The sequence below is a fragment of the Pedobacter sp. MR2016-19 genome (assembly GCF_014947265.1).
Classification (GTDB): Bacteria; Bacteroidota; Bacteroidia; order Sphingobacteriales; family Sphingobacteriaceae; genus Pedobacter.
Genome location: NZ_JADCNK010000004.1, coordinates 312,393 through 326,908, shown reverse-complemented (window position 1 = coordinate 326,908; position 14,516 = coordinate 312,393). Strand labels below are relative to the sequence as shown.

The 14,516-nt window shown below is 40.0% G+C and carries 9 protein-coding genes; all 9 read right to left on the bottom strand.

The annotated features are described in order from the left end of the window. Positions 1–423: 423 nt before the first annotated feature. Positions 424–2,214, bottom strand: a complete 1,791-nt coding sequence (locus tag IM793_RS08395) for a glycoside hydrolase family 9 protein (RefSeq protein WP_227256179.1) — start codon at positions 2,212–2,214, stop codon at positions 424–426. Continuing rightward, positions 2,198–2,746: a hypothetical protein gene (locus IM793_RS08390; protein ID WP_193420567.1), complete on the bottom strand. Its 549-nt coding sequence runs from the start codon at positions 2,744–2,746 to the stop codon at positions 2,198–2,200. The genes IM793_RS08395 and IM793_RS08390 overlap by 17 nt, the downstream gene beginning before the upstream one ends. 209 nt (positions 2,747–2,955) lie before the next feature. Then, the gene (locus tag IM793_RS08385) at positions 2,956–4,068 is read right to left on the bottom strand and encodes an IPT/TIG domain-containing protein (protein ID WP_193420566.1); all 1,113 of its coding nucleotides are present in this window, start codon (positions 4,066–4,068) and stop codon (positions 2,956–2,958) included. Positions 4,069–4,074: 6 nt separating this feature from the next. Then, positions 4,075–5,652: a RagB/SusD family nutrient uptake outer membrane protein gene (locus IM793_RS08380; protein ID WP_193420565.1), complete on the bottom strand. Its 1,578-nt coding sequence runs from the start codon at positions 5,650–5,652 to the stop codon at positions 4,075–4,077. 22 nt (positions 5,653–5,674) lie between these two features. Continuing rightward, positions 5,675–9,148 (bottom strand): TonB-dependent receptor, encoded by a 3,474-nt coding sequence (locus tag IM793_RS08375; RefSeq protein WP_227256178.1) that lies wholly within the window; start codon positions 9,146–9,148, stop codon positions 5,675–5,677. Positions 9,149–9,350: 202 nt separating this feature from the next. Next, positions 9,351–10,514 (bottom strand): FecR family protein, encoded by a 1,164-nt coding sequence (locus tag IM793_RS08370; RefSeq protein ID WP_193420564.1) that lies wholly within the window; start codon positions 10,512–10,514, stop codon positions 9,351–9,353. A 115-nt stretch (positions 10,515–10,629) separates the two neighbouring features. Continuing rightward, positions 10,630–11,214, bottom strand: a complete 585-nt coding sequence (locus IM793_RS08365; protein ID WP_193420563.1) for an RNA polymerase sigma-70 factor — start codon at positions 11,212–11,214, stop codon at positions 10,630–10,632. Positions 11,215–11,693: 479 nt separating this feature from the next. Continuing rightward, on the bottom strand, positions 11,694–12,866 hold the full coding sequence (locus IM793_RS08360; RefSeq protein ID WP_193420562.1) for a CehA/McbA family metallohydrolase: 1,173 nt from the start codon (positions 12,864–12,866) through the stop codon (positions 11,694–11,696). A gap of 244 nt (positions 12,867–13,110) precedes the next feature. Beyond that, positions 13,111–14,514, bottom strand: coding sequence for an alkaline phosphatase (locus IM793_RS08355; RefSeq protein WP_193420561.1), 1,404 nt, complete (start codon positions 14,512–14,514; stop codon positions 13,111–13,113). Positions 14,515–14,516 lie beyond the last annotated feature (2 nt).

The window sequence follows — 14,516 nt, the reverse complement described above, 5'->3', positions numbered from 1 at the left end:
CAACTCCTGTGGCAGACTATAGTCCCGCTATCTCTTCAAGTCCTCGCTGCGCTGTGGGCTTTTACGTTCTATCGGGTTTGTGATTAACGGGAGGTACAGCTAAGCACCATGTAAGCCCAAATAGCAGCACAAACCCAACTAACTAAACGGGATCCGATAGCTATCGGATGAAGTGGTAGCTCCCGATTTTTCATCGGAACTATAACGGAAAGCCCGAATAACATTAAAAAAAGCTACAGACGCTGCTTTCCAAAAAATAGACAGCAAATATGCAGCTGAAAATAGATCGACACGAAGAGCAGCACTAATTAAAGATTTTGGAAACGAACACTTCTGCTCTAATGTTGAACTTTAGTCCCGCTATCTCCTCAAGTCCTCACTCATTCCTAGTTCCATGAAATGGATTAAGTTTTGCAACTAGGGTTATTTTTTTCCTTCTTTCACCCCATTTTCGAGACACTCCATTGCATTTGCTACATATACCAATGGGGCATTCCAATTGATGGCAATTTCATTACTTGCATAAGAGTTGGCATCATCCAGGTATGACGTTTCCGGTTCGGAATCATATTTTATTCCATCTTGTTTTTCCCGGTTAGGCCCTCCAACCAGCATGCCCGGAATAGGTTCGGCAATACCATCTGCAAATGAAAGGCGATGATGCGGGTGCAGCGGTGATTTGTACCCTATACCCGTTACAAAAGAATAACCAGTTGCGTTTTTACCCAGTATATAATCCAGATTACTAACCGCAGCATCGAGATAAGCATCCTTTTTGGAAAACAAATAACTATTAATCAGTAGTATGCTTTGATTCATAGCTGAAGAATTACTTCCCCATGCAAAGTCGTAAAGCGAGGCGCCGATTACGGTATGATATGGGCCTGTGTTAAAAGCAGCTAGATAGCGATCAGCAAGTGTAAGTATTTTCTTCTTCAGAATACTGGTTACACTTTTGTAACGTTCAGGAAGCTGCCCCTCGCATCTAATCAATGTATAATATCCCAGTATGCCTACATTACTCCAGCTGGGTAGGCTTACCGGAGCATTTAAACGGGCAAAAAAAGCATCAAAATAAGTTTGTTCTCCTGTTGACGCTAATAGTTCTGCCGAGGCCCAAGTCCATTCATCTTCTAAGTCCTTATCGCCATATGTGCCCGTGCTTACTTTTAAGTCTGACATCTTATTGAGCAGATCCTGATCGTAAACCACCTTCGGATTATTTAATGACCAGCTCCAGGCCTTCTTAGCGGCTAACAGGCAACTATCTGCCAGCCCGGGATATTGTTCCGGAAAGTATTTAAAAATACGATAAGCTTGTGCGGCAACAGCGACTAAATTTAACGTGGCTGCCGTACCTTTCGCTACTACATACCGTTTCGATATGGCCTTATCGGGCATCACCATGGCGTCGAAATCCAGGTTGGTACATTTATGATAAACTCCACCATCAGCAGGGTCCTGCATTTTGAGCATCCATCGCAAATTGTAAACGGCCTCTGTTAATATATCCGGAACTTTGTTTTTCGCATGGGGAATATGCGCCTCCAGGTTTAGAAAATACGCAGAAAAATCTTCATAAGTAGAAAGTAAGGTGGAGGTAGAGATCCCACTATTAACAACATATTTATTGTAATCTCCAGCATCATACCATCCACCAGCAACATTAATTTTACTATCGGCCTTTCTGTTTTTAGAAGCAGCCGAGGGATGAATATAAACTGCAGTATCCGGATGCCCGGCAACACGATTCCATTTCCCTGCATAGTTTGCATCCAGTACAGATGAGGCACGCTGATAATAGAATGCTTTTAATGCAGCCACTGCAAGATCGTGGTGCACACCATCTGCAATCTTAAAAACAGGGGATTCAGAAACTCCGGGAATACGGATTATATATTGGCCAGGTTGGTCGAAGGCACTAAAATCTGCTATCCTGGTTTTAATTTTCGAGTAGCCAGTAGCCTTTGGTTCAGATAATGCACCTGTGTACACAGACTTTCGGTCTGGCATAGATAACAACTCAAAATCATTACCTGAAACTGACTGGAGTACAACCGCACTTTTTTCCAGCTTCGGATAATAACCTGACTGGTTTAGAACAATCTCCGGGGGGCCTATTTGTTGAGCAGTAGCCGCAGTTGTAACCAGCGATAACAATATTAAAAACCACTTATATACCATGCCATTCATCATACTACAAATATTTTTCAAACTCAGATTGTGTAATCACTTTCAGACTTACATCATCTATGAACATGGTACCAGTAACATAACCCAGCGCGAACAACAATTTTATTTGCGTAACACCTGGCGGGATAATATATGCTTTTTCATATAACTTCCAATCTTCGTCTCCTGTAATTGAAGCAATGTTGATTCCTTCACCAATTTTAGCACCCTGTTTGTTAAGGGTTTCGAAAAGAAATAATGCCCCATTCCATGATTTTGTTCCGGTACTTACTGCATCTGCTTTAATCTTTGCACTCATGAGTATATACTGGGTATTTTTAGGCAAAAAAACGACCTGATGCATACCGGTCCATTTAGAAGAGTCTGAAGAAAATATAGCACTACTCATTTTCCCAGAGCTATACATGTAAGGAGTTACCTTTGCCGAGTAATCAACCCACCCATCCAACTCATTTTCGAAGCCGCCATTAACCACCAGGTTTTTTTGTGCAAAAGCATGAGTACTGACTGCCAGCATTATGATGCCGACAACAATATATTTTATCACTTTCATTAATATTTACTTTAAATCATAAATCGGGAAGAGGCTGTATCATAAATATAGAATTGTCATCAAGGGCCTGTATATGGTCTGACATAAATTTTCTAAGGTATTTCGATGTCTTCGCCAAGCTCAGCAAAAGCTGAGCTCAACGCGACAAAACTTAGAGAGACTTGTTTTATGATACAGCCTCATTAAATTAAATATTCCCTTTAGTTAAACTAATATACACCAATATCATCCAGGTAAATCGTTTCCGGTGCGTTGCCACTCAATTCCTGAAACCCGATCCAACTTAGACTTGCAGGTTTGCCCGGATGACTGGCATTCTGGAAACGATCTAACGGAACCACATAATTTGTCCACTTACCAGCATGCAGTACAACACTTACATTACGGTTGTCAAAATCATCTAATGCAACCTTTACCACTTTACCTTCAGTACCCGCTGTGCCATAAATAGAAAACTTAACATAGGTTTTGTCACTCAGATCAACAGCGTTATTACTGCCTACTGCATATCCTGCGTAATTTCCGGTATAGGTAAGTTTGATTGAATGGGTACCGCGTTTTACCATCTCGGTATTATTCACATCTGCATTAGCGCCCCCGAAGTTGAAATCGTAACCAGCTGTTATTCCGTCATCATAAAATAAATGGCTGAATCCAAATGGCAGTAATATTGGAACCACAACGCCATCGTAGGATACGTATGGACCAGTGCCCGTACCTCCCGGAGTAGTAACACTTACTGCACCCAGCGCACCTGTTGGAACAGTTACCTTCAGTTCAGTGCTGGTTGAAGAAATTACCTTAGCCTCTGTTGTACCGAACTTAACGCTTGATACCTGATCAAAACGCAAGCCGGTAATGGTAATTACATCGCCGGGATTACCCGCAAACTGACTCAAATCACTAATCGCCGGAGCAGGTTGTTTAATACTAAAATTAAAGGAAGTGGTACCGAACGAATTGCTTAGTGTTAATTTCCCTGTTTGATTGATCCAGGTAGCGGTTGTTGGGATCATCACCACAATGCTGTTATCACTAAAAAGAGCGGTATTAAGATCGGCTGATGCCCCATTGAAATCGACTTTGTTGGTCGATTTCAAATTTACCCCTTCTATAACATAAGTAACACCAACATCGCCGGAAGTAACTGTTGAATCCAGCGGAGTAAGTTTACTATCTCCCGGTCTTACTAAAGTACGAATCCTGTTAATGCTCGGTGCGCCCTGTCCTTCTTTGTCTTTTTTGCAGGAGGTAGCAAAGATCAGCATGCAGCAGATGCCAATCAGATAAAGGGCTATAGTATTTTTATATAACGTTTTCATAATAGCTTATTTAAAATTGTAAGGCACCGGAGCCAATAATAATTTGGGATTTAGGATGGTTTCTGTTGTAGGATAAGGCAAACGGAAATTTGCATCAGTCGGAGTATACTTTTGCCCCCAGATTACAACAGGTGTGGTGTTGCTGTAAATTCCTCTTTCCTGATTGGCAATAATTGCAATTGCTTTAGGATGCGAGGTAACATTAAAACCATCTAAGCGGCCCAGGTCAAACCAATAATCAGCCTCAAATACAAATTCCATACGACGTTCCTGATAAATATCCTGGATAGTGATGGAGGTTTTAGGAATGAGTCCGGCCCTTTTTCTGATTTTGTTAAAAGGTATCAGCGCCGCATCATCAGCAGTACGATCGGCACCTGCAAGAACTGCCTCTGCTTCGATTAACAATACATCAGCATAACGCATCAGGTAAGTATTATTGCCTGCCGAAAATGATGCACCTTTACCGCCATTATCTGCAGGTGTTCCTACTACATATTTTTTAATAAAAGCTGGCATGCCTTGAGCTACCGCTCCGGCAGGTAAAGTGTAGCCACCTTTGGCCTGGTTAATCTCAGGATAAACATCTCCCTGCGTCATTACCGTTGGCTTTTTCCTTAAATCGCCTGCCTCGAAAGCGGTAAGCAAATCGATAGAAGGCGTAACGCTTCCGTAACCGTCTCCTGTACCCGTAATTTCAGAGTTATATGCAAGAAAAGATTGTAGTGCGTTACCATGGCCATACGAAGATCCACCCAACCATTGAATAGCAGCAATACTCTCTTCGTTATTATTATTGGCAGTTTTGAACAAGTCAGCATAAGTCTTGCTAGAAATATCTATTCCATACAATTTAAATTCGCCACTATTGATCACCTGTTCTGCTTTTATCCGGGCATTCGAATAGTCACGCATGTATAAATAAACCTTAGATAATAATGCAGACGCTGATCCGCTGGATACTTTACCCTGAGAAACAGAGCCCGTTCTGATCATTTTATCACAATTCTCTTCAGCAAACTTGAGATCATTTATAATGAACTTATAAACATCAGTTACCGGATTGGTGTTAATCTGATAATTGCTCACATGATCCAGGCTATTTTCGATAATCGGCACATTTCCCCATGTTCTTACCAAATAAAAATAGGCCATAGCGCGCATAAATCTCGCTTCGCCAATTGCATTATTCACTATTGGTGCCGGCACGCTCGCTGGCACTTTTGCTTTCAGGTTATTAATCAAGGCATTAGATTGGGCAACTACACTGTATAGAGAATTCCAGGCAGATGCCAATTGGGTATTATCTCCTGTTACAGAAAAATTTCCAAAATTGATCACATCCGGGGAATAAGTATGTGCATTGCCACTTAATAATTCAGAAATACACCAGGAAGCCTTGGCATTCCAATCAAACCACGGAGAATTGTACAAGGCAATGGTACTGGCCTGAACCTGTTCGGTGTTTTGGTAAAAATTATCGGCACTGAGTGCATCTTGTGGAGGAATATTAAAAAAGTCTTTTTTACAGCCAGTGCAAACAATGGCTGTAAAAATAAAGCTGTATATTAAATATGATTTCATATTGTTAAATAATTGTAGGTCACTAAAATTGTGCATTTATTCCAAAAGTGATGGTCCTGGCAATTGGATATCTTCCCAGGTCGATATTATTTAAAATGGCACTCTGATTCATCGCTCCGATTTCCGGATCGTAGCCCTTATATTTTGTAAAGGTGTAAAGGTTTTGTACACTTGAGTAAACTTTTAAATTAGAGAATTTAAATTTTCTAATCCACGAAGCAGGTACCCTGTAACCAAGACTAACATTCTGGATGCGTAAAAAAGAGCCACTTTCCACATAACGGTCAGATACGAACAGATTGGGATTATCGATACCGCTTTTAGGTGCAGGAATATTGGAATCCGGATTTTGTGGTGACCAGAAATTACTATATGCTGCATATTGATTTTGATATACAGCCGCCAGGTTACCCATGGTATTGTTTAACAAATTCATAATTTTTGAACCATAAGATCCGTTTAGGAACAAAGTAAAATCAAAAGCTTTATAACTAAAAGTATTGGTAATACCATACGTGAATTTAGGATTTGGATTTCCGATCGCTGTACGGTCTTTCTCATTGATTACGCCATCGCCATTTACATCTTCATATTGCACATCGCCCAGCCAGGTGCTGCTGCTGTTATTGGCAATAGTACGCCCGAATTGTACCGGAGCAGATTGAAGTTGCGATTGTGTTTTAAATATTCCCTTTACTTTATAACCATAAAATTCACCTACAGATCCGCCTACTACTGTACGCGTAACCGGGGATTGCAGATAAGCATTGGTTACTGTTCCGAAGAGTTCGGTAAGGCCATTACCAAGCTCTTTAACCTCATTATTATAATGCGAAAGTACCACACTTGTATTCCACTTAAAATCTGTCTTATCAATATTGTGCGAGTTAATGTTCAAATCAAAGCCTACGTTATCAATCTTTCCAAGATTTACATATGGAGGGTTAATACCTCCTAAATAATCAGGACCACCTACCAAATAGGCAGGAAGGGTAAGCTGAAATAAGAAGTCTTTTGACGTTTTCTTATAAACATCGATACTCGTACTGATCTTACCGTTTAAAAAGTTCATATCAACTCCAGCATTGTATTGGATAGAGGTTTGCCATTTCAATAATTTGTTATCAATCCGTCCGGCAAGAAAACCTGTACCTAAACCTGTTTGTGAAGATCTTAACAAAGAACTGTATAAATAATTGGGAACATCCTGGTTGCCCACCTGGCCGTAACCCAAACGGATTTTAAGCCCGCTTACGACTTTCTTAATCCCCTGCATAAATGGTTCTTCAGACAATTTCCATGAAGCAGCAAATGATGGAAAATAACCTGATTGGGCCCCTTCGGCAAACTTGGAAGTCTTGTCTCTCCTGATTGTAGAAGTAAGGTTATATCTGGAGTTATAGGTATAAATGGCACGCGCATAGATTGATTCCTGGCGTTGTGTACCAATATATTCATCATTGGTAGCCGTTATGGCCTGGCCTAAATTCAACGACTGCACGTCGTTACTATAAAACCCCTGGCGTGTTCCCTCAATCCCTCTCCAGTTTGACTGTTGAACTTCATAACCCAGAATTGCATTAAGGTTATGCTTTTGACCAAAAGTGTGGTTATAATTAAAATATTCTTTCCAGATCAAAAATGTACTTTGCTGATACCTTTCCTTCAAAGATGCAGTAGGATTGGTAAAACGGCCCCATGAATAGCTGGGCGTAAAAACATTATTATCTGAGAAATTAAAATCACCTCCAAGTTCTGATCTCAGCGACAATGATTTGATAAACTTAATTTCATTATAAATATTAGTATTAATGTTACTCCTGTTCAATACATTCTTGATTTGCTGGGCCTGTGCCACCGGATTTAATGCTGCTGCAGCAGCCAGTGGATCAAACACAGAAGGACCAGTATATGAACCATCAAGATTGGTTACAGCTAAATCAGGAGCCTGTAGTAAAGCATTGTAAATGATCCCGTTATTATCACTGGTCACTACATTTTCTGCAGATCGGCTTCCGGTTAAAGTAATTCCGAGTTTAAACCATTCCTTCACCTGGGCATCAGCATTTACCCGAAGACTATAGCGGCGAAAATCCGAACCGATAACGGTGCCGTCCTGTCCAAGATATCCACCAGAAATGTAGTAGTTTAATCCTTCTTTACCCCCTGAAACAGCTACCTGATGACTCTGCTGTGGTGCTGTTTTAAATATTTCCTTTTGCCAGTTGGTGCCCTCGCCCAGTACTGAAGGATCTGCAAATTCAACCCTTCTTCCGGTACCGTAAATATCACCCAGTGAGTTTTGAAGTGCTGCATACTGGCGAAGATTCATCACATCCATATACCTTGCCACACGCTGGAAACCATAATAACCATCATAATTTATCGAAGAATTACCGTTCCTCCCCCTTTTGGTAGTAATGATAATTACCCCGTTTGAAGCCCGGTTTCCGTATATTGCTGTTGCAGATGCATCTTTTAGTACATCAATCGACTCAATGTCATTTGGATTGATCAATGACAACGGACTTACGGTAGTCTGCGAATTGGCATTAGAAGATGAAGCCTGTAGAGGGGATCTTCCGCTGGTACTCTGATTACCCGCATCGCCTGAAATTGGCACACCATCTATCACATATAAAGGTTCATTACTACCGCTTAAAGAGGTTACTCCACGTACACGTACAGATGTATTGCTACCTGGTGCGCCAGAGTTTTGTGTAATCGTAAGTCCTGAAGCCCTGCCTTGCAGCATCTGGTCGATACTGGTTTGCGGCACATTAGCAATATCAGCAGCTTTTACAGACGAAATAGATCCATTAAGATCTGTACGTTTTAGATCTCCGTAACCAATTACCACCACATCAGAAAGTGATGTAGTCTGTGCCTTAAGTACCACATTTAGTACGCGATTATTGCCAGGACTAATCTCCCGTGACTCCATCCCAACAAAAGAAAATACGAGGGTAGTTGATCCGGCAGGCAGCGAAATCTTGTATTTACCATTGATATCTGTCATGGTAGATTGTTTGGTACCCTTTACATTAACGACTACCCCGGGCAGCGTTACTCCTTTTTCATCACTCACCGTACCAGAAATCTCTATATCGCGAACGGAGATGGTGGTAAATGGCGAATAGCCATTCTTTTTAAGAATAATTGTTTTTTTGATGATTTTGAAATCAAGGTTGGTATTTTTCAAAACTACGCCCATTACCTGCTCAATAGGCATGTCGGTTACGTTAAGGTTTATTTTATATTTATCGTCAATATCAGCACGCCTGAAAAGCAAGTGGTAACCACTCTGTTTTTCGATTTGCTTTAAGATGGAAATGATGTCAGAATTATTCTGTTTAAGCGTTAGATTCTGACTGAAGCTGCTAGCGCTAACCTGCATAAGGGTAAGCGTAAAAAAAAGCACTACGAGTCTCATTGTTAACAGGATTTGGTAAGAATCACGGCGCAATACCTGCCTGATCCTAAAAAATAAATTCATATCTTTATGGAGTTTTGGTTAAATTATAATGTTGTCTAAATCGGATTGTAAGTAACCTTTACAATAACCGGATGTGGTGCAAACACTATCCGGTTTTTTCTTAAAAAGCATAGTTACGCCTTTACATTATACAGTGTTGTAGTAGTTTCTCATGTTTGAATATTTATTTGGTTAAAATTTATTTTTTACCGATTACGTCTCTTTAATCGATTATAGTTAGCACACGTCCGCTCAATTCATATTTTAATCCTGTGAATTGAAGCATATTTAACAACTCTGGAAGTTCTACATCTTTAGATATTGTTCCTGTATAAGATACTTTGGAAGGCGTTCCTTTAAATACAACCTGAATATCATACCATCGAACCAACTGCCTGGCAATTTCTTTGATCTCCATATCCTTAAAAATGAAAAGATCGTTTCTCCAGGCCATTACAGCTTCCAGATCGCAATTGTTATTCACGTTTATGCCAAACGGATCTACCAGGGCTTGTTGTCCGGGCTTCAATAGCTGTGAAAATTTACCAGATGATAAATGGATACTGCCTTCAATTAACGTTGTTTTCTGTTCGGCCTCATCGCCATAAGCCATTACATTAAAATGCGTACCCAGTACCCTAATTTCTGTTCCACCAGATTGTACCTTAAAGGGTTGTTTAGGATTCTTGGCCACTTCGAAATACACTTCGCCCGTCATCTGAACCACTCTTTCAGCACCCTTAAAAGCAGTTGGGAACCGTAAGCTTGATTTCGCATTTAACCAGGCTTTACTTCCATCAGGCAAAACCACGCTGTATTTCCCACCAAGAGGCGTGGTAATCTTATTAAAGCTGATCTTTGAAGATGCAGATCCGGTATGCATTTTATAGCTGAGTTCACCTTCAGCTGTTTTTACAACACTAACATTTTGCTGGTCGGCCAATGCACCTATTTTGGCTTCGGTTAATACCACTGAAGATCCATCACCTAACGTGAGAACCGCCCTATTGCCACCTGGTTTTATATGAATGGATTGATGTAATTTCGCAGTTTGATTTTGCAGGTGCAGCTGCGAACTATATCTCCAGGTGAGCACCGCACCCAGAACCACAACTAGTGATGCTGCCGCCCAAAATATTGTACTTATACGTATTGATTTTTTAGGAACTGATATGATCTTTTGCTGACTTTTAGTTTCGATATTGAGCAGAATGCGTTCAAAAATTTTATCTTCCACGAACTTACGCTGGTCATCAGAAAGGCCTGCAAGATCTTCAGGTACCTCATCCATACTATCAAACCATTGATCTACTTCTTTTATCTCACTAACAGTACAATCACCAGAAAGATATTTTTTAAGTAGGGAAACGGCTATTGATCTGCCCATGTTGATACGTAGTTATATTTGGTTCGTTAATAGTATAGTCGGATAGCCTGCCCCTAGCCCCCAAAAAAAAATAAAAAAAAATTAAAATGTATCCCGGATGTGCGGGCGACTGTATTTAACGGAGTAACCAGGCAAAACCAGAAGCAATCAAAATCACCTTATAATGCACCCTAAAATGCTTTAAGGCATTGGTAATATGGTTTTCAACAGTCTTTTCAGACAGCCCCAGTAATTCGGCAATCTCTTTATTAGATTTATGCTCTTTCCTGCTGAGTTCAAATACCTTTCTGCATTTTGCAGGTAACTTCGAAATCACGCCGTTGATTCCGTTTTCCAACTCTTTTATAAATATGGTTTCTTCAGTAGTATTCGTAGCCTCCTGATAACTAAATGAAAGCAGTTCGAGGTAATTGTTCCGGGTAGCCTCCTTAGCCAGATAATCAATAATTGAATAGCGGATAGCGGAATGGAGATAAGCCTTTAAAGACCCCGTGATATTTATTTTTTCCCGATTGATCCAGAATGTTGTGAAGAAATTCTGGATAATCTCTTCTGCCGCTTCTTTAGACCTTAATCTTTTATTGGTAATTAAATATAACTCATACCAATACTTAGTATAAATTTTCTTGAAAGCAACCACTTCGTTCTCCCTCAACATTACGATCAGTTCTTCATCAGTATGATTGTGTTGGTTGCTCATAGCCAGTAAAATTATAAAAAAAATTGAATCCAAAACTACGAACATAAAGCCAAAGCTGGCGATATATTAAAATGCTGATATTTATGGCATTTTGCTTTGATGATTCTAAAAATCTAATCTATAATTCTGATTCAAAAAAAATGGAGGCTGTGTTATAAATATAGAATTTTAATCCTGAGAACCACGATTGTCTCAGCATAGCTAAATCTGTCCGGATAGACCTCTGCATTTCGCTGCGCTACATCCGATAGCTATCGGATCGAGACGATCATTTTATTGAAAATCTAAGGAGTTGGGATGACAGATTGAGATAAATCGTAATTTCGACCGAAGTGGAGAAATCTTTAACATAGTTCAAAGATCTCTCCATTTCGCTGCGGCTATAGTCGAGATGACGACCATTCTATTAGACTGGATGGAACTCCAGACTCTGTCAATTATTTGTGGTGTCAGATGTTTCCATCTGACACTGGCGCTAATTAAAATTTAGGATCAAAATTAAAGTAAATCGGATTGGATAGCGCCACCATTTTTTCGCTTAGCCCCGCAGACTTTGGCACCTGAGGGTAATCAGTATTTTTACCTTCTACTGTAACACGGTAATAGGTTCGGCCCTTTAAATCTGGTGTATCGGTAAACTGAAAAGCAGGAACTTCACCGCTAACCTGAAAGCTGTTCAGCTTTGCTCCATTCTTGATTACAGTAACAGTATATTGCTCTTTGGGTAATTTATTGCCAATCAATTGCACCTGAAACTTTATTGGTTTACCATTTGAAACCGCATTATCACCCATCATCATTTCAAACTTACCATTGCCTTTATAATCAGCATAAAACTCAACTCTTGGCGCGAAAGGATTGGAACTTACAGCAGCTTTTCCATGATCTAAAGCATCTATAATTGCGGTAAGGCTACGTTGTTTTGCAAAAACCCAGGTTGTTGGTGTACCTACATAATTAAATTCCGCCTGATATGTATTTGCACTAGGTTTTTCAGCTGCAGTAGGTACCCCATGATGGGTATCGCTTCCACCTCTGCCTGTCATCATCCTGCCCGAAGAAAGCATGTCATCCCAAATCATTATTGCGTTGGCATTCTTCGGCCAAACAGCCGAATTCCAAACCTCGATAGATTTAACCAAATCGTAAGAAAAGCCAAAATTATCTTTTCCACTAGGATGATTTGCCGACAAATGGATCCCTAATGATTTCTTAACTTTCCCGATGTTGACGTCACGGGCATCTCTGATATCATAAAGACGTTGATGGTCATAAGGCTTATCAGAAAATACATTTCCATGGCCCCTGGTTGTTGTCCATTCGGCACCATAAAGCAAAAGCAGCGAATCTGATTTAAATTCCGGATCGGCCCAGGTATGGTGCGCAACATCTCCATTAACATGATTATCATGGTCTGTTATGGCCAAATAATCCATACCAACTGACTTTGAAAAATTAATAATTTTCGAAATCGAATTGTTTGATGATTCAGTACTGTGCCTCGAATGCACATGTAAATCGCCCTTTAACCAAACTCCGGATGTGTTTATTATTGCCGGAGGATTAGTAGTTTCCTGTGCCTGGAGATAGCCAGCATTGAGCATTAAAATAAGGCAAATTAAAAAACGAAAATATTTTGATTGAATAGTCATAATCTGGTTTAAAGATAGAATTAAAAAAGAGGCTGTATCAAAAGATTTACGCTGGCTCACTAAGCAAATTATATTTTGATACGTCGTCGTTCCCAATTTAATTGGGAATCCTAATGCTATTGCATCGCGCTTTAAGATTCCCGCCTGCGCGAGAATGACGTAAAAAAAATAAAATTCTGACCTTAACTGCTAGATTTTACTTTTGATACAGCCTCCTGATTATTTGTTTGCTGTGTAATTAAGATTAAGCTTTTACTAAAAATGCTTCAGGCATTTCTGCAGCTTTAAGCATAAAATTATGCAGCTCGTAATTTTTAACAAAAGGTTTTAAATTTTCAGATCCCGGACCAAACATTGTCAACTCCACATAATCACCGGTATGGTTCATACCCGCCCATTGTACATCAGTATATTTACCCAAAATTTTGCCGTATTCATAAAATGGCAGGTTTGATTCGTTGTAAAGCTGCCCCGGAACAATATCCTTAAAGTGAACCAATAAAGATTTTACATCTTCTGATTTCATTTCAAAACCTTGATTTTCTTTGATCAAATCAATTATTTTCTGTTCGCTAAATGATTGATTAAGCTGAGCCAAAAGCCAGGTATTACTGTGTTTGAAGTTTTGCAGGCTATCGAACTTTTTGTTGGCCTCATCAGCATAAAATAAACCAGGGTTCGAATTACCATGATCTGTAGTGATGATCACTAAGGTTTCACCATCTTTTTCAGCAAATTCTATTACTTTTCCAACAGCTTCATCAAAAGCAAGCTGATCGAAAATTAAACCGCTCAAATCATTAGAATGTGCAGCCCAATCCACTTTACCACCTTCAACCTGCAATGCAAAACCATCTTTATGGTCTTTCATTAGTTCGATTGCTTTCATGGTCATCTCTGCCAGTGTTGGTGTCGATTTTATGAGTTCCTGGTCGTGCAGACGGTCGACCTCGTAAGGCATGCCATCTTCTGCAAATAAACCTAAAACAGGCTTTGATTGATCTAAGGCTAACATTTCGGCCCTGTTTTCTGCAACTTTATAACCCTGAGTTAAATATTTTGGAATCAGATTCCCACCTACTCTTTTTTCCCCAAAGTATTTATGCCCTCCACCCATCATCACATCGAATTTCAGACCCAGATACATTTCTGCAATAATATCCTGACCGCCGCGGTTATCAATATTTATACAAAAACCTGCAGGAGTTGCATGCGTAATCGGTACAGTGGTTACACAACCTACCTTTTTACCTTTTTCTTTAAACTTTTGAAGAATCGGCTGAGGCTTTTCTCCTTTCATGCCAACGTTTAGTGATCCGTTTCTAACACGCATGCCTCCACCCCAGGATGAACTTGCCGCAGCAGAATCGGTCACCAAAGAACTCGCGGAAGCGGTATCCATCAGCGCTCTTACGGCCTTATTATCTCTATACAGCCCCAACCACTTACTGCTTTTGCCAAATATGCGATTGGAATAGATATCTGCCATATTCAACGTTCCGATACTCATCCCATCACTCACCATCATAATGATGTTTTTCGCCTTTTTACGCCCAACTACCGGCGAAGCTATTACATCTTTAATACCCAAAAAAGGCAAACCTAAACCGGTTAATAAGCCTCCTTTTAATAACGATCTTCTGTTCATAT

What these genes read in the sequence shown, in the direction of transcription:
- IM793_RS08375 (WP_227256178.1), bottom strand. Translation starts at nt 9,148, where the DNA reads ATGAATTTATTTTTTAGGATCAGGCAGGTATTGCGCCGTGATTCTTAC.
- IM793_RS08360 (WP_193420562.1), bottom strand. Translation starts at nt 12,866, where the DNA reads ATGACTATTCAATCAAAATATTTTCGTTTTTTAATTTGCCTTATTTTA.
- IM793_RS08380 (WP_193420565.1), bottom strand. Translation starts at nt 5,652, where the DNA reads ATGAAATCATATTTAATATACAGCTTTATTTTTACAGCCATTGTTTGC.
- IM793_RS08355 (WP_193420561.1), bottom strand. Translation starts at nt 14,514, where the DNA reads ATGAACAGAAGATCGTTATTAAAAGGAGGCTTATTAACCGGTTTAGGT.
- IM793_RS08365 (WP_193420563.1), bottom strand. Translation starts at nt 11,214, where the DNA reads ATGAGCAACCAACACAATCATACTGATGAAGAACTGATCGTAATGTTG.
- IM793_RS08370 (WP_193420564.1), bottom strand. Translation starts at nt 10,514, where the DNA reads ATGGGCAGATCAATAGCCGTTTCCCTACTTAAAAAATATCTTTCTGGT.
- IM793_RS08385 (WP_193420566.1), bottom strand. Translation starts at nt 4,068, where the DNA reads ATGAAAACGTTATATAAAAATACTATAGCCCTTTATCTGATTGGCATC.
- IM793_RS08390 (WP_193420567.1), bottom strand. Translation starts at nt 2,746, where the DNA reads ATGAAAGTGATAAAATATATTGTTGTCGGCATCATAATGCTGGCAGTC.